The sequence below is a fragment of the Pseudomonas wadenswilerensis genome (assembly GCF_900497695.1).
Lineage (GTDB): Bacteria > Pseudomonadota > Gammaproteobacteria > Pseudomonadales > Pseudomonadaceae > Aquipseudomonas > Aquipseudomonas wadenswilerensis.
In genome coordinates, this window is the sequence record NZ_UIDD01000012.1 from 336,148 (window position 1) to 350,519 (window position 14,372).

The 14,372-nt window shown below is 60.6% G+C and carries 13 protein-coding genes; 6 read left to right on the forward strand and 7 right to left on the reverse strand.

Annotated elements, in window-relative coordinates; all coding sequences use genetic code 11:
- Positions 1-91: 91 nt before the first annotated feature.
- From CCOS864_RS26295 to thiI, 3 genes are all read right to left on the reverse strand, one after another.
- Positions 92-1,293, reverse strand: a protein-coding gene (locus tag CCOS864_RS26295) for an IS3 family transposase (RefSeq protein ID WP_244211909.1) whose coding sequence is annotated in 2 segments (ribosomal slippage) — positions 92-987 and positions 987-1,293 — 1,203 coding nt in all. Because the reading frame shifts where the segments join, the coding sequence is not laid out codon by codon here.
- A 112-nt stretch (positions 1,294-1,405) separates the two neighbouring features.
- Complete coding sequence (gene typA / locus CCOS864_RS26300) at positions 1,406-3,226, reverse strand: translational GTPase TypA (RefSeq protein WP_115089301.1); 1,821 nt, start codon at positions 3,224-3,226, stop codon at positions 1,406-1,408.
- Between the two features lie 128 nt (positions 3,227-3,354).
- Positions 3,355-4,809, reverse strand: a complete 1,455-nt coding sequence (gene thiI, locus CCOS864_RS26305; RefSeq protein ID WP_115089303.1) for a tRNA uracil 4-sulfurtransferase ThiI — start codon at positions 4,807-4,809, stop codon at positions 3,355-3,357.
- A gap of 331 nt (positions 4,810-5,140) precedes the next feature.
- On the opposite strand from thiI, the gene glnA reads away from it, so the two are divergent.
- The 4 genes from glnA (at position 5,141) to ntrC (ending at position 10,018) form a co-directional block, all read left to right on the forward strand.
- Positions 5,141-6,547: a glutamate--ammonia ligase gene (gene glnA / locus CCOS864_RS26310; protein WP_010222298.1), complete on the forward strand. Its 1,407-nt coding sequence runs from the start codon at positions 5,141-5,143 to the stop codon at positions 6,545-6,547.
- Positions 6,548-6,694: 147 nt separating this feature from the next.
- Entirely contained in the window at positions 6,695-7,243 is a 549-nt protein-coding gene (locus CCOS864_RS26315; RefSeq protein WP_115089305.1) for a chorismate mutase, read from the forward strand.
- 256 nt (positions 7,244-7,499) lie between these two features.
- Positions 7,500-8,585: a nitrogen regulation protein NR(II) gene (gene glnL / locus CCOS864_RS26320; RefSeq protein ID WP_115089307.1), complete on the forward strand. Its 1,086-nt coding sequence runs from the start codon at positions 7,500-7,502 to the stop codon at positions 8,583-8,585.
- Entirely contained in the window at positions 8,582-10,018 is a 1,437-nt protein-coding gene (gene ntrC / locus CCOS864_RS26325; protein WP_115089310.1) for a nitrogen regulation protein NR(I), read from the forward strand. Before glnL ends, ntrC begins: the two co-directional genes overlap by 4 nt.
- Positions 10,019-10,323: 305 nt before the next feature.
- Here ntrC and CCOS864_RS26330 read toward each other — a convergent pair whose 3' ends face one another.
- Positions 10,324-10,761: a hypothetical protein gene (locus tag CCOS864_RS26330; RefSeq protein WP_115089311.1), complete on the reverse strand. Its 438-nt coding sequence runs from the start codon at positions 10,759-10,761 to the stop codon at positions 10,324-10,326.
- On the opposite strand from CCOS864_RS26330, the gene CCOS864_RS26335 reads away from it, so the two are divergent.
- Positions 10,760-11,215, forward strand: a complete 456-nt coding sequence (locus tag CCOS864_RS26335; RefSeq protein ID WP_010222290.1) for a tRNA (cytidine(34)-2'-O)-methyltransferase — start codon at positions 10,760-10,762, stop codon at positions 11,213-11,215. The two genes, CCOS864_RS26330 and CCOS864_RS26335, sit on opposite strands and share 2 nt — an antisense overlap.
- Positions 11,216-11,313: 98 nt before the next feature.
- Here CCOS864_RS26335 and secB read toward each other — a convergent pair whose 3' ends face one another.
- The 3 genes from secB to CCOS864_RS26350 are packed head-to-tail and all read right to left on the reverse strand — an operon-like array spanning position 11,314 to position 12,518.
- Positions 11,314-11,805: a protein-export chaperone SecB gene (gene secB / locus CCOS864_RS26340; protein ID WP_038997589.1), complete on the reverse strand. Its 492-nt coding sequence runs from the start codon at positions 11,803-11,805 to the stop codon at positions 11,314-11,316.
- Positions 11,806-11,845: 40 nt separating this feature from the next.
- Positions 11,846-12,100 (reverse strand): glutaredoxin 3, encoded by a 255-nt coding sequence (gene grxC / locus CCOS864_RS26345; protein ID WP_045193908.1) that lies wholly within the window; start codon positions 12,098-12,100, stop codon positions 11,846-11,848.
- 1 nt (position 12,101) lies between these two features.
- Positions 12,102-12,518, reverse strand: a complete 417-nt coding sequence (locus CCOS864_RS26350; RefSeq protein ID WP_010222286.1) for a rhodanese-like domain-containing protein — start codon at positions 12,516-12,518, stop codon at positions 12,102-12,104.
- A 217-nt stretch (positions 12,519-12,735) separates the two neighbouring features.
- Between CCOS864_RS26350 and gpmI the strand changes: the two genes are divergently transcribed.
- A complete protein-coding gene (gene gpmI / locus CCOS864_RS26355; RefSeq protein WP_115089312.1) occupies positions 12,736-14,271 on the forward strand; it encodes a 2,3-bisphosphoglycerate-independent phosphoglycerate mutase in 1,536 nt (511 codons plus the stop codon).
- Positions 14,272-14,372 lie beyond the last annotated feature (101 nt).

Consider the following 14,372-nt stretch of genomic DNA (forward strand, 5'->3'; position numbering starts at 1 on the left):
CATCGCTGGCAAGCCAGCTCCCACAGGGTTGTACATGATCTTGTGGGAGCTGGCTTGAACTGGTCAACAGATTTTGGACACCGGTTTAGGTTCATGCCGCAACCTTGAGCTTTTTCTCCATGGCTACCGGGGTTTCATAGCCGTTGTAGCTGTGGAGACGCTTAAGGTTGTAACGCATCAGATAAGCCTGGATGTCTAACTGTGCTTGCGCTTCGGTTTCGTAACCCTCTGCTGGTATCCACTCAGACTTCAATGCACCGAAGAAGCGCTCCATGACGGCGTTATCCCAGCACTGGCCTCGGTGACTCATGCTCTGTTCCAGACCGTACTCCTCAAGAGCAGCCCTGAATTTATGGCTGGTGTACTGACAGCCCTGATCCGAGTGGAACATCACTCCAGCCGGTCTACCTCTAGATTCGGCCGCCATTCGTAGCGCCTCGCAGGCAAGCCGGGCATCGGCGATCATTGAGAAAGCCCAGCCCACCACTCGGCGAGCATACAAGTCGATCACAGCCGCCAAGTACAGCCAACGCTTGCCTACCTGGATGTAGGTGACATCGCCGCACCACACCTGGTTGACCGTCGAGACGTTGAAGTTTCGCTTGAGCTGGTTACTCGCGATCAATGCTTCTGTGCCCGATGATCGGTAACGATGCGGCCTGCGTTGCTTGCATTGCAGACCGGCTTCCTTCATCAGCATACGTACCTTGTATCGCCCGGCTTTATGGCCAGCACGACGCAATTCCCGAACCAGCGTTCGCGACCCAGCAGAGCTACGAGAGGCCTTGAAAAGGCTGGCCATCGTTGAACGCAGATCCTCTCTGACCGGATCCTTTCGTCCCTGGCGTTTTCGCCATGCGTAGAAACTGCTGCGCCGAACTCCAAGGACGCGACAGCAGTCGAAAACACCAAATTGCTCACTCAGTTCGTTGATCAACGAGAACGATCCTTGGAGTCCCGAAGCAGGAGAGCACTGGCCTTTTTTAGGATTTCGATATCCCGGTCCTTTTGCCGGACTAGCGCTTCCAGCTCCTGGATTCGCTGCTGCTCTGGAGTGATGGCCTTGGCGCCGACTGGTGTTTGACCTTCTCGTTCCTGGCGCAGTTGCTCGACCCAGCGACGAAGCGCGGTCCGCCCTAGGCCAAGGCTCTCGCAGACATCAGGGACTGACTCACCATCGTCCAGCACCATCTCGGCAGCTTTGATTTTGAATTCGTTCGAGTAAGATTTTCGCACTGATTTTGCCTCCAATTGGGCGCCATAATAGCGCCCGACGAAGGTGTCCAAAATCATTAGGCCAGTTCAGCTTGCCAGCGATGAAGCCAACCCGGTTTCATGTCCCGCACAAACAAAAACGCCCCCGGTCTTGCGACCGGGGGCGTTTTCATTCAGCCGGAACTAAGACTCAGTTCTTGGCTTTCTTGGCAGCGCGGGTACGCTCGCCTTCGTCGAGGATCTTCTTGCGCAGACGGATCGACTTAGGAGTGACTTCGCACAGCTCGTCGTCCTGGATGAATTCCAGGGCCTGTTCCAGGGTGAAGCGAACAGGTGGAACCAGGGCGATGGTTTCGTCTTTACCCGAAGCACGCATGTTGTCGAGCTTCTTGCCCTTGGTAGGGTTGACGCCCAGGTCGTTGTCACGGCTGTTCAGACCAACGATCTGACCGTTGTAGATCTCCTGGCCGTGCTCGACGAACAGCTTGCCGCGCGCCTGCAGGGTTTCCAGGGAGTAGGTCAGGGCCTTGCCGGTTTCGACCGAAACCAGTACGCCGTTCTGACGGCCGGACATGTGGCCGGACTTCATCGGAGCGTAGCGATCGAAGATCGAGGTCAGGATGCCGGCACCGTTGGTCAGGGTCAGGAACTGGTTACGGAAACCGATCAGACCACGGGCTGGGATGTTGTATTCCAGGCGTACACGGCCCTTGCCATCCGGAACCATGTTGGTCAGGTCGCCTTTACGCAGACCCATTTCTTCCATGACCTTGCCCTGGGAATCTTCAGGGATGTCGATGGTGACGTTCTCGAACGGCTCGTGCTTGACGCCGTCGACTTCACGGATGATCACTTCCGGACGACCAACACCCATTTCGAAGCCTTCGCGACGCATGGTTTCGATCAGAACCGACAGGTGCAGCTCACCACGGCCGGAGACCTTGAACTTGTCAGCCGAGTCGCCTTCTTCAACGCGCAGTGCAACGTTGTACAGCAGCTCTTTGTCCAGACGTTCCTTGATGTTACGGGAAGTCACGAACTTGCCTTCTTTACCGCAAAACGGCGAGTCGTTGACCTGGAAGGTCATCGAAACGGTTGGTTCGTCAACGGTCAGCGGCTTCATCGCTTCGACTGCGTCCGGGGAGCACAGGGTGTCGGAGATGAACAGCTCGTCGAAACCGCTGATGCAGACGATGTCGCCAGCCAGGGCTTCTTCGACGTCAATGCGGTGCAGACCGTGGTGACCCATCAGCTTGAGGATACGACCGTTGCGCTTCTTGCCATTGACGTCGATAGCCACCACCGGGGTGTTTGGCTTGACGCGACCGCGAGCGATACGGCCAACACCGATAACACCCAGGAAGCTGTTGTAGTCCAGTGCCGAGATCTGCATCTGGAACGGGCCGTCACGGTCAACAGCAGGAGCCGGTACGTTGTCGACGATCGACTGGTACAGCGGGGTCATGTCTTCGGCCATTTCGGTGTGGTCCAGACCGGCAATGCCGTTCAGGGCCGAGGCGTAGACGACTTTGAAGTCCAGCTGTTCGTCGGTGGCACCGAGGTTGTCGAACAGGTCGAAGATCTGGTCCAGAACCCAGTCAGGACGCGCGCCTGGACGGTCGACCTTGTTGATGACCACGATTGGACGCAGGCCGGCTTCGAAAGCCTTCTTGGTCACGAAACGGGTTTGCGGCATAGGGCCGTCTTGAGCGTCGACCAGCAGCAGTACGGAGTCGACCATCGACATTACACGCTCAACCTCGCCACCGAAGTCGGCGTGGCCGGGGGTGTCGACGATGTTGATGTGGTAGCCGTTCCAGTTGATGGCGGTGTTTTTCGCCAGAATGGTAATACCGCGCTCTTTTTCCTGGTCGTTGGAGTCCATGACGCGCTCGTCGTTGAGCTCGTTACGCTCCAGGGTGCCGGACTGACGCAGGAGTTTGTCGACCAGGGTGGTTTTACCATGGTCAACGTGGGCGATGATGGCGATGTTACGCAGATTTTCGATCACGTGTGTATCTCGATCAGAGGATTCGGGTTGCCGCCCAGTCTAGGCGGCGAATATGAATGAATGGCGCTCAAACGGCCCGATGGTCGGGAGGGCGATGGCGGATGCTCCCGCCATATAGCCCCGGCGTCTTATGTCGGACGATAAACGCGCACATTGGCATGTCCCTCACTGAGCAGATGATGGGCATGCAGGCGACTCATTACTCCCTTGTCGCAATACAGCAGGTACTGGCGCGTGGCATCCAGCTCCTTGAAGCGACTGTTCAGGGCGTAGAACGGCAAGGCCTTGACCTCGATGCCGTCCAGTTCCAGGGGCTGGTCTTCCTGGGCATCAGGGTGGCGAATGTCGATCACCACCTGCCCGGCCAGCGCCTGGCTGACTTCTTCGATCTGGATATCTTCGCTGAGTTCATCGATCACGTGGTCGATGGAGATCAGGCGGGCGCGCTCCAGGGCACGCTCGAGCACCGCCATGTCGAACTGCTTCTCTTCATGCTCGAGGCGATGACGCTTGGCGCAGGTGGTCGGGTTTACCGAAATCACGCCGCAGTATTCAGGCATGTGCTTGGCGAACTCGGCGGTGCCGATCTGCTGGGCCAGGTCGATGATGTCCTGCTTGTGGCTGGCCAGCAGCGGGCGCAACACCAGCTTCTCGGTGGCCGAGTCGATCACCGCGAGGTTCGGCAGGGTCTGGCTCGACACCTGGGAGATGGCTTCACCGGTCACCAGGGCGTCGATCTGCAGGCGGTCGGCGATGTTGGTCGCCGCACGCAGCATCATGCGCTTGAGGGTCACGCCCATGTAGCTGTTGTCGACCTTGCCGAGGATTTCGCCGACCACTTCTTCGAACGGCACGCTGACGAACAGCACGCGCTGGCTGCTGCCGTACTTCTTCCACAGGTAGTGGGCAACTTCCATCACCCCCAGTTCGTGGGCGCGGCCGCCAAGGTTGAAGAAGCAGAAGTGGGTCATCAGGCCGCGGCGCATCATCTGGTAGGCGGCGACAGTGGAGTCGAAACCGCCGGACATCAGCACCAGGGTCTGCTCCAGCGCGCCCAGCGGGTAACCGCCGATGCCTTTGTGCTGGTTGTGGATGACGTACAGGCGCTTGTCGCGTACCTCGATGCGTACCTCGACTTCCGGCGTACGCAGGTCGATACCGGCGGCGCCGCACTGCTGGCGCAGCTGGCTGCCGACGTAGCGGTCGACGTCCATCGAGCTGAAATCGTGGTGGCCGCCGCGCTTGCAGCGTACGGCGAAGCGCTTGCCGGCCAGCAGGTGACCGAAGTGCTGCTTGCACTTGGCGACGATGTCGTCGAAATCACCCAGCGGGTATTCGTCGACCTGCAGGAAGTGGGCAATGCCCGGCATGCAGGTCAGACGCTCGGTCATCTCGCGCAGGACCTTCTCGTCCTCGATGTGAGTGATCACTTCGAGGTTATCCCAGACACCGTTAACCGCGAGCGCAGGATCGAGGTCCTTGAGCACGTTGCGGATGTTGCGGGCCAGTTGACGGATGAAGCGCTTGCGAACCGGCCGGCTCTTGATGGTGATCTCTGGGAAGACTTTTACGATTAGTTTCATGAAAAACAGCGCGCGAGGTGCCGACTAAAAAAGTGGGGCGCGGATTATAGCGGAAATTGCTCAAGCTTTGAGCAACTTTTGTACAGAAGGTTTTCTGTGCGCCAAAATGGTGCATCATGCCCGATTAGCGCATCTTTAAAGTGCAGAAAAAAGCCGTGAATTTGCGAAATCGGCCGAAAACGCTTGGGTTTGGGGCAAAAATCCCAACTCGGGGCACTGGCATGCAATTTGCTCCCTTGTGAGGCAGGTTGCCTTGGCCGACTATTCGCGCCCGGCATCACCCAAATTAAAGGGCTGCACAGGCAAGCTCTACCCCACCCCGGAGGACACTATGTCGAAGTCGGTTCAACTCATCAAAGATCATGACGTTAAATGGATTGATCTGCGCTTCACTGACACCAAAGGCACTCAGCACCACGTGACCATGCCAGCTCGTGATGCGCTGGATGAAGATTTCTTCGAAGCCGGCAAGATGTTCGACGGTTCCTCCATCGCCGGCTGGAAAGGCATCGAAGCTTCCGACATGATCCTGATGCCGGACGACGCCTCCGCCGTGCTCGACCCGTTCACCGAAGAACCGACCCTGATCCTGGTCTGCGACATCATCGAACCGTCGACCATGCAAGGCTATGACCGCGACCCACGCGCCATCGCCCGCCGCGCCGAAGAGTACCTGAAGACCACCGGTATCGGTGACACCGTCTTCGTCGGTCCAGAGCCTGAATTCTTCATCTTCGACGAAGTGAAGTTCAAGTCCGATATCTCCGGCTCGATGTTCAAGATCTACTCCGAACAAGGCTCGTGGATGTCCGACCAGGACGTCGAAGGCGGCAACAAAGGCCACCGTCCGGGCGTCAAAGGCGGCTACTTCCCAGTACCTCCGTTCGACCACGACCACGAAATCCGTACTGCCATGTGCAACGCCATGGAAGAAATGGGCCTGGTCATCGAAGTGCACCACCACGAAGTGGCAACTGCCGGCCAGAACGAAATCGGCGTGCAGTTCAACACCCTGGTGAAGAAGGCTGACGAAGTTCAGACCCTCAAGTATTGCGTACACAACGTTGCCGACGCCTACGGCCGCACCGCGACCTTCATGCCTAAGCCGCTGTACGGCGACAACGGCTCGGGCATGCACGTGCACATGTCCATCTCCAAAGATGGCAAGAACACCTTCTCCGGCGAAGGCTATGCCGGCCTGTCCGACACCGCCCTGTACTTCATCGGCGGTATCATCAAGCACGGTAAGGCCCTGAACGGTTTCACCAACCCGGCTACCAACTCCTACAAGCGTCTGGTACCAGGCTTCGAAGCTCCGGTAATGCTGGCCTACTCGGCTCGCAACCGTTCCGCCTCGATCCGCATCCCTTACGTTTCCAGCCCGAAAGCCCGCCGTATCGAAGCGCGCTTCCCGGACCCGGCTGCCAACCCGTACCTGTGCTTCGCGGCACTGATGATGGCCGGCCTGGACGGTATCCAGAACAAGATCCACCCAGGCGATGCCGCCGACAAGAACCTGTACGACCTGCCGCCTGAAGAGGCGAAAGAGATCCCGCAGGTGTGCGGCAGCCTGAAAGAAGCCCTGGAAGAGCTGGACAAGGGCCGCGCGTTCCTGACCAAGGGCGGCGTGTTCTCCGATGACTTCATCGATGCCTACATCGCGCTGAAAAGCGAAGAAGAAATCAAGGTCCGCACCTTCGTACACCCACTGGAATACGAGCTGTACTACAGCTGCTAATCCGGTAACGCTCGCGCAAGCGGCGTAGTGCAAGAGAGGCCTCCTTCGGGAGGCCTTTTGTTTTTCTGACATTCTTATGCGCATTGGCCGACAGGAAAAAAGGCCAAAAAGCTGCACACTGCTCTTTTACCGCTTCGGACCCTCACCATGCGTATGCCCCTGTTCGCCCTGCTCCTTGCGCCAACCTTGCTCCTGCAAGGGTGCGCCTCGACACCCGCACCGCCAGTTGCCCTGTCGCGCTTGCTCGATAGCGTGAATCAACGCCTGGATATCGCTGACGATGTCGCCCTGAACAAATGGGACTCGGGCCAGCCTGTAGAAGCGCCCGAGCGTGAGCAGCAGGTCATCGCCAATGCCCGCACCCAGGCCGTGCGCTTTGGTGTGGACGAGCACCGGGCAGGTGTGTTCTTCGCCGACCAGATCGAAGCCAACAAGCTGCTCCAGTACCGCGCACTGTCACGCTGGCATGCCGCAGGCAGCGCACCACAAACGCCACGGGTCGATCTGGGCAGCCAATTGCGCCCGCAACTGGATCGCCTGCAACGCACACTGCTGAGCCAACTGGCAGAGTTTGATCGCAACCGCCCGGCCCAATGCCAGGCGACCCTGGCCCAAGCCATCGCACAACAGGACAAAGACCCGCAGCAGTCCCTGGCCCTGATCCGCGCGACGACGCATTTGTGCTCGCCGCAGTAATCCTTCCTCTATGCTCTATATTGGTGCACGCATCTGCTTGCACCTGAGCAACTCAGCCCATTTTGGTTCACGAAAAGTGCGATTTCAGGACTTTGTAGGCGTTTTTCGCGCAAATACAGGTCTTAATCCGGAAATTCCGCTTCTTTTCGGAGCCTTGGTTTGCTTTTTGCATTTTCTTTGTACCAGCGGATTACCAGCGCCCGCGACCTGGCCCTGTGCCGAGGTTGTATGAGCCAAAAGAGGTCAACGACGCCCCATGACCATCAGCGATGCACTGCACCGACTGCTACTGGACAACCTGACCACCGCCACCATCCTGCTCGACGCCGAACTGCGCCTTGAGTACATGAACCCGGCGGCGGAGATGCTCCTGGCCATCAGTGGCCAACGCAGCCACGGGCAATTCATCAGCGAACTGTTCACCGAATCGCCCGAGGCGCTCAACTCCCTGCGCCAGGCGGTGGAGCACGCGCACCCTTTCACCAAGCGCGAAGCCCAACTGACCTCGCTGACTGGCCAGACCCAGACCGTCGACTACGCGGTGACGCCGATCCTCAGCAAAGGCGCGACCCTGCTGTTGCTTGAAGTGCATCCGCGTGACCGCTTGCTGCGCATCACCAAGGAAGAGGCCCAGCTGTCCAAGCAGGAAACCACCAAGATGCTGGTGCGCGGCCTGGCCCACGAGATCAAGAACCCGCTCGGCGGCATTCGCGGCGCCGCCCAGCTGCTGGCCCGCGAGCTGCCGGAAGAAGGCCTGAAGGATTACACCAATGTGATCATTGAAGAGGCCGACCGCCTGCGCAACCTGGTCGACCGCATGCTCGGCTCGAACAAGCTGCCATCGCTGGCCCTGACCAACATCCATGAGGTGCTGGAGCGGGTCTGCAGCCTGGTCGAGGCCGAAACCCAGGGCGGCATCACCCTGGTGCGCGACTACGACCCGAGCCTGCCGGATGTGTTGATCGACCGCGAACAGATGATCCAGGCGGTGCTCAACATCGTGCGCAACGCCATGCAGGCCATCAGCGGCCAGAACGAACTGCGCCTGGGCCGCATCAGCCTGCGCACGCGAGCCATGCGCCAGTTCACCATCGGCCACACCCGTCATCGCCTGGTGGCCCGCATCGAGATCATCGACAACGGTCCCGGCATCCCTGCCGAGCTGCAGGAAACCATCTTCTACCCCATGGTCAGCGGCCGCCCGGACGGTACCGGGCTGGGCCTGGCCATAACCCAGAACATCATCAGCCAGCACCAGGGCCTGATCGAGTGTGACAGCCACCCTGGCCACACCACCTTCTCGATCTTCCTGCCGCTGGAACAAGGAGCCACCGCCTCATGAGCCGAAGTGAAACCGTCTGGATCGTCGACGATGATCGTTCCATCCGCTGGGTGCTGGAGAAGGCCTTGCAACAGGAAGGCATGACCACCCAGAGCTTCGACAGCGCCGACGGGGTCATGAGCCGCCTGGCGCGGCAGCAGCCGGACGTAATCATTTCCGACATCCGCATGCCTGGCGCCAGCGGCCTTGACCTGCTGGCGCAGATTCGCGAGCAGCACCCGCGCCTGCCGGTGATCATCATGACCGCCCATTCCGACCTGGACAGCGCGGTGGCGTCCTATCAGGGCGGTGCCTTCGAGTACCTGCCCAAGCCGTTCGACGTCGATGAAGCGGTATCGCTGGTCAAGCGCGCCAACCAGCATGCCCAGGAGCAACAAGGCCTGGACGTGGCGCCGAGCCTGACCCGCACCCCGGAGATCATCGGCGAAGCGCCGGCGATGCAGGAAGTGTTCCGCGCCATCGGCCGCCTGAGCCATTCCAACATCACTGTGCTGATCAACGGCGAGTCCGGTACCGGTAAAGAACTGGTCGCCCACGCCCTGCACCGCCACAGCCCGCGGGCGGCGTCGCCGTTCATCGCCCTGAACATGGCGGCGATCCCCAAGGACCTGATGGAGTCGGAACTGTTCGGCCATGAGAAAGGCGCCTTCACCGGCGCCGCCAACCTGCGCCGCGGCCGCTTCGAGCAAGCCGATGGCGGCACCCTGTTCCTCGACGAGATCGGCGACATGCCGGCCGACACCCAGACCCGCCTGCTGCGGGTGCTGGCCGATGGCGAGTTCTACCGGGTGGGCGGGCATGTGCCGGTCAAGGTCGATGTGCGGATCATCGCCGCCACCCACCAGAACCTGGAAACCCTGGTGCAGGCCGGCAAGTTCCGTGAAGACCTGTTCCACCGCCTGAACGTGATCCGCATCCACATCCCGCGCCTGGCCGATCGTCGCGAAGACATCCCGACCCTGGCCAGGCACTTCCTGGGTCGCGCCGCCCAGGAACTGGCCGTGGAGCCCAAACTGCTCAAGGCAGAAACCGAGGAATTCATCCGCAACCTGCCGTGGCCGGGCAACGTGCGTCAGCTGGAGAACACCTGCCGCTGGATCACGGTGATGGCCTCGGGGCGTGAAGTGCATATCGGCGACCTGCCACCCGAGCTGCTCAACCTGCCGCAAGACGCGGCGCCGGTGACCAACTGGGAACAGGCCCTGCGCCAATGGGCCGACCAGGCCCTGGCCCGTGGCCAATCGAGCCTGCTCGACAGCGCCGTACCGAGCTTCGAGCGGATCATGATCGAGACCGCGCTCAAGCACACCGCAGGCCGCCGCCGCGATGCCGCCGTGCTGCTGGGCTGGGGCCGCAACACCCTGACGCGCAAGATCAAGGAGTTGGGGATGAAGGTCGATGGCGGCGATGAGGACGGTGACGACGAGGCCTGACCTGTGGGAGCTGGCATGCCAGCGATCAAGCGCGAAGCGGTCGCATCCGGCCTGTAGAGAATGCACAGACTGCATTGACCTCATCGCTGGCAAGCCAGCTCCCACAAGATTGCAATTTGCCCCATTGATGCACCGACCCCGCTATCGGTGCACCGCCTGAAGGCACAAATCCCCGGCAAAACCCTGCCTAACCCCGTAAACCGGCCTTTTTGCGCACTGCAACAAAACTGGCACACACCCTGCATTAGTATCAGTACTTCCAGTTTTGGGGACCTTGGTACAGGCAGGCCGGGGAATCCCCTCTTTTATTCGCGCAGCCTCACCTGCACCCGCCAGCGTTCGCCCTCCTCTGCACCGGCCCATTCGCCGTGCAGGGGGCGGGCCGCGACCAGGGTCACCAGCAAGCCACCATCACTGTTCTGCACCCGCCAGCTCACCGGCTTGCCCTGCAACTGCAACTGACCACGTGCAGCCCTGCCCTCGGCCTCGAACAGCAGCGTCAGGGTGCCTTCGACCTCTTCGCCGTGCAGCTTGGGTTCTTCGTTGAACCACAGGTTCAAGCCGGCCTCGACCACCTCGATCTGCTCCAGCACCCGCGGTTCGGGCGCGGTCAGGCGACCGATCATCAGCCCCACCAGCATGCCGAACAGCGCCAGGGAAAACAGCACCCGCGGCCATAGCTGCGAACGCGGGTCCGGTTCAGGAGTAGAATGCTCGCCATCTTTATGTTCGGAGCCGTGCATGTTTCACGTCATCCTCTTTCAACCAGAGATTCCGCCGAATACCGGCAACATCATCAGACTGTGCGCCAACAGCGGCTGCCACCTGCACCTGATCGAGCCGATCGGCTTCGAGCTGGACGACAAGCGCTTGCGCCGGGCCGGTCTGGACTACCACGAGTATGCCACGCTCAAGCGCCACGCAGACCTGCCCAGCTGCCTGGAAAGCCTAGGCCAGCCACGGCTGTTCGCGTTCACCACGAAAGCCTCGCACCCCTACCACGAAACTGCTTTCCAGCCGGGTGACGCCTTTCTGTTCGGCCCGGAAAGCCGTGGCCTGCCCGCCGAGGTGCTGGACAGCCTGCCCGCCGAGCAACGCCTGCGCTTGCCGATGCGTCCGGGTTGCCGCAGCTTGAACCTGTCCAACACGGTGGCGGTGACGGTGTATGAGGCGTGGCGCCAGCAGGGGTTTGCCTGAGGAATCAAACCGCAGAACAGCGCCGCTCCCACAGTGTTCGCGACAATCCCCAAGAAAAAAGCGCCCATCAGGGCGCTTTTTGCTACATCGCAACAGGCTTATTGCAGCGAAGGGGCTTCGCCAGCTTCCTGCATGCGTTGCATTTCCTGAGCGTACAGAGCGTCGAAGTTGACCGGCGAGAGCATCAGTGCCGGGAACGAACCACGGGTCACCAGGCTGTCCAGCGCTTCACGGGCGTACGGGAACAGGATGTTCGGGCAGAACGCGCCCAGGGTGTGGCTCATCGACGCCGGGTCGAGGTTCTTGATCAGGAAGATACCGGCCTGCTGCACTTCAGCGATGAAGGCTACTTCGTCGCCGTTCTTCACGGTCACCGACAGGGTCAGCACGACTTCGTGGAAGTCGCCTTCCAGGCCTTTCTGCTTGGTGTTCAGGTCCAGGGCAACGCTCGGTTCCCACTGCTGACGGAAGATCGCCGGGCTTTTCGGCGCTTCGAACGACAGGTCGCGCACGTAGATGCGCTGCAGGGAGAACTGCGGCGTGTTGTCGTCGGCTGCGGCTGCGGCGTCGTTGTTCTGTTGATCAGTCATGACAGATCCTTCTTTCCAGAGTCTTTAATGGGTTTCTGATTCAGGCCTTGAGCAGCGCGTCGAGCTTGCCGGCGCGCTCCAGGGCATACAGGTCGTCGCAACCGCCGACGTGGGTGGAGCCGATCCAGATCTGCGGCACCGAGGTACGGCCGGCCTTCTGGCTCATTTCGGCGCGCACCTGAGGCTTGCCATCGACCTTGATCTCTTCGAAGGCCACGCCTTTGCTTTCGAGCAGGTATTTTGCCCGCGAGCAGTAAGGGCAGTAATCGCTGGAGTAGACGATGACGTTGCTCATATCACTTCACCAGCGGCAGGTTATCGGCCTTCCAGCTCGACACGCCACCCGACAGCTTGGCAGCGGTGAAGCCGGCCTTGAGCAGTTCGCGCGCGGTGGTGCCGGCGTGCTGGCCCATGGCGTCGACGATGATCAGGGTCTTGTTGGCCTTGTGCTTTTCCAGCTCGCCGATGCGCGCGGCAACCTTGTCCTGGGGAATATTCACGGCGCCAACGATATGGCCGGCGGCGTAGTCCTTGCTCGAACGGATGTCGATCACCAGGCCCTTGTCGGCGTTGACCAGCGCGGTCAGTTCGCCAGTGCTGAGGCTGCGGCCGCCCTTGCGTGCTTCGGTGACGATCAGCAAAACCAGCAGAACGACGAAGATACCGACCAGCAGATAGTGATTTGTTGCGAATTCAATCAGGTGAGCAACCATCGGAGGGTGTTCCAGGCCATTAAAAATGTTGGCCAGTATACACAGCCCCCAAGGTCGGCCAAAGCCCGCCGGGCAGGGTTATCGCCAGTAATTCTCATTACCGGGCTGCAGCCCGTCGGCCCGCGCTGCCAGGCCTGCAAGGTTAATTCGTCATTGCTGGCCAATTTGCCCTAAAATGCGTGCCTTTATCATCTGAACAACCGTGAGTGTGGGATTGATGACGAGCACGCCAAAACCCTTGGTCCTGATCATCCTGGATGGTTTCGGTCACAGCGAAAGCCACGAATACAACGCCATCTATTCGGCCAATACGCCGGTCTATGATCGCCTGCGCGCTACCCAGCCGCACGGCTTGATCTCCGGCTCCGGCATGGATGTCGGCCTGCCGGACGGGCAAATGGGCAACTCCGAGGTCGGCCACATGAACCTCGGCGCCGGCCGCGTGGTGTACCAGGACTTCACCCGGGTGACCAAGGCGATCAAGGACGGCGAGTTCTTCGAAAACCCGGTGCTGTGTGGCGCGGTCGACAAGGCTGTCGGTGCCGGCAAGGCCGTGCACATCCTTGGCCTGCTCTCCGATGGCGGCGTGCACAGCCACCAGGACCACCTGGTGGCCATGGCCGAGCTTGCCGCCAAGCGCGGTGCCGAGAAAATCTACCTGCACGCGTTCCTCGACGGCCGCGACACCCCGCCAAAAAGCGCGCAATCCTCGATCGAGTTGCTCGATGCCGCCTTCGCCAAGCTCGGCAAGGGCCGCATCGCCAGCTTGATCGGCCGCTACTACGCCATGGACCGCGACAACCGCTGGGACCGTGTATCGGCAGCCTACAACCTGATCGTCGACAGCAGCGCCGAATTCAGCGCCGACACGGCCCTGGCCGGCCTTGAAGCCGCCTATGCCCGCGACGAGAGCGACGAATTCGTCAAGGCCACGCGCATTGGCGAGGCGGTCAAGGTCGAAGACGGCGACGCAGTGATCTTCATGAACTTCCGCGCCGACCGCGCCCGCGAACTGTCGCGGGTGTTCGTCGAGCCCGAGTTCAACGAATTCCCACGTGCACGCCTGCCCAAACTGGCCGCCTACATCGGCCTGACCCAATACTCGGCGAAAATCCCGGCCCCGGCCGCATTCGCCCCGGGCAGCCTGAACAACGTGCTCGGCGAATACCTGGCGAAAAACGGCAAGACCCAGCTGCGCATCGCCGAAACCGAGAAATACGCCCACGTCACCTTCTTCTTCTCCGGTGGCCGTGAAGAGCCCTTCGAAGGCGAAGAACGCATCCTCATCCCGTCGCCAAAGGTCGCCACCTATGACCTGCAGCCGGAAATGAGCGCGCCGGAAGTCACCGACCGCATCGTCGAAGCCATCGAGCAGCAGCGCTATGACGTGATCGTGGTCAACTACGCCAACGGCGACATGGTCGGCCACAGCGGCGTATTCGAGGCCGCAGTCAAGGCCGTCGAGGCGCTGGACCTGTGCGTCGGGCGCATCGTCGAGGCGCTGGACAAGGTCGGCGGCGAAGCGCTGATCACCGCCGACCACGGCAACGTCGAGCAGATGGAAGACGAATGCACCGGCCAGGCGCACACCGCGCACACCACCGAGCCGGTACCGTTCATCTATGTTGGCAAGCGCAAAGTGCAGGTCCGCGAAGGCGGCGTGCTGGCCGACGTGGCCCCCACCATGCTCAAGCTGCTGGGCCTGGAAAAACCGGCAGAAATGACCGGCTCGTCGATTCTGATCGACGGCTAAAGCCGCTGAAGACAAGCTACAAGCCGCAAGAAAGAGCCCATTCACCCATTTTTCTTGCCGCTTGTAGCTTGCCGCTTGCAGCTAAAGCCGTTTTTTTTGCA

Excerpts from the sequence above, each read along its gene's own strand:
- thiI (WP_115089303.1), bottom strand. The coding sequence starts at position 4,809 with ATGAAACTAATCGTAAAAGTCTTCCCAGAGATCACCATCAAGAGCCGG.
- glnA (WP_010222298.1), top strand. The coding sequence starts at position 5,141 with ATGTCGAAGTCGGTTCAACTCATCAAAGATCATGACGTTAAATGGATT.
- CCOS864_RS26315 (WP_115089305.1), top strand. The coding sequence starts at position 6,695 with ATGCGTATGCCCCTGTTCGCCCTGCTCCTTGCGCCAACCTTGCTCCTG.
- glnL (WP_115089307.1), top strand. The coding sequence starts at position 7,500 with ATGACCATCAGCGATGCACTGCACCGACTGCTACTGGACAACCTGACC.
- ntrC (WP_115089310.1), top strand. The coding sequence starts at position 8,582 with ATGAGCCGAAGTGAAACCGTCTGGATCGTCGACGATGATCGTTCCATC.
- CCOS864_RS26335 (WP_010222290.1), top strand. The coding sequence starts at position 10,760 with ATGTTTCACGTCATCCTCTTTCAACCAGAGATTCCGCCGAATACCGGC.
- CCOS864_RS26330 (WP_115089311.1), bottom strand. The coding sequence starts at position 10,761 with ATGCACGGCTCCGAACATAAAGATGGCGAGCATTCTACTCCTGAACCG.
- secB (WP_038997589.1), bottom strand. The coding sequence starts at position 11,805 with ATGACTGATCAACAGAACAACGACGCCGCAGCCGCAGCCGACGACAAC.
- grxC (WP_045193908.1), bottom strand. The coding sequence starts at position 12,100 with ATGAGCAACGTCATCGTCTACTCCAGCGATTACTGCCCTTACTGCTCG.
- CCOS864_RS26350 (WP_010222286.1), bottom strand. The coding sequence starts at position 12,518 with ATGGTTGCTCACCTGATTGAATTCGCAACAAATCACTATCTGCTGGTC.
- gpmI (WP_115089312.1), top strand. The coding sequence starts at position 12,736 with ATGACGAGCACGCCAAAACCCTTGGTCCTGATCATCCTGGATGGTTTC.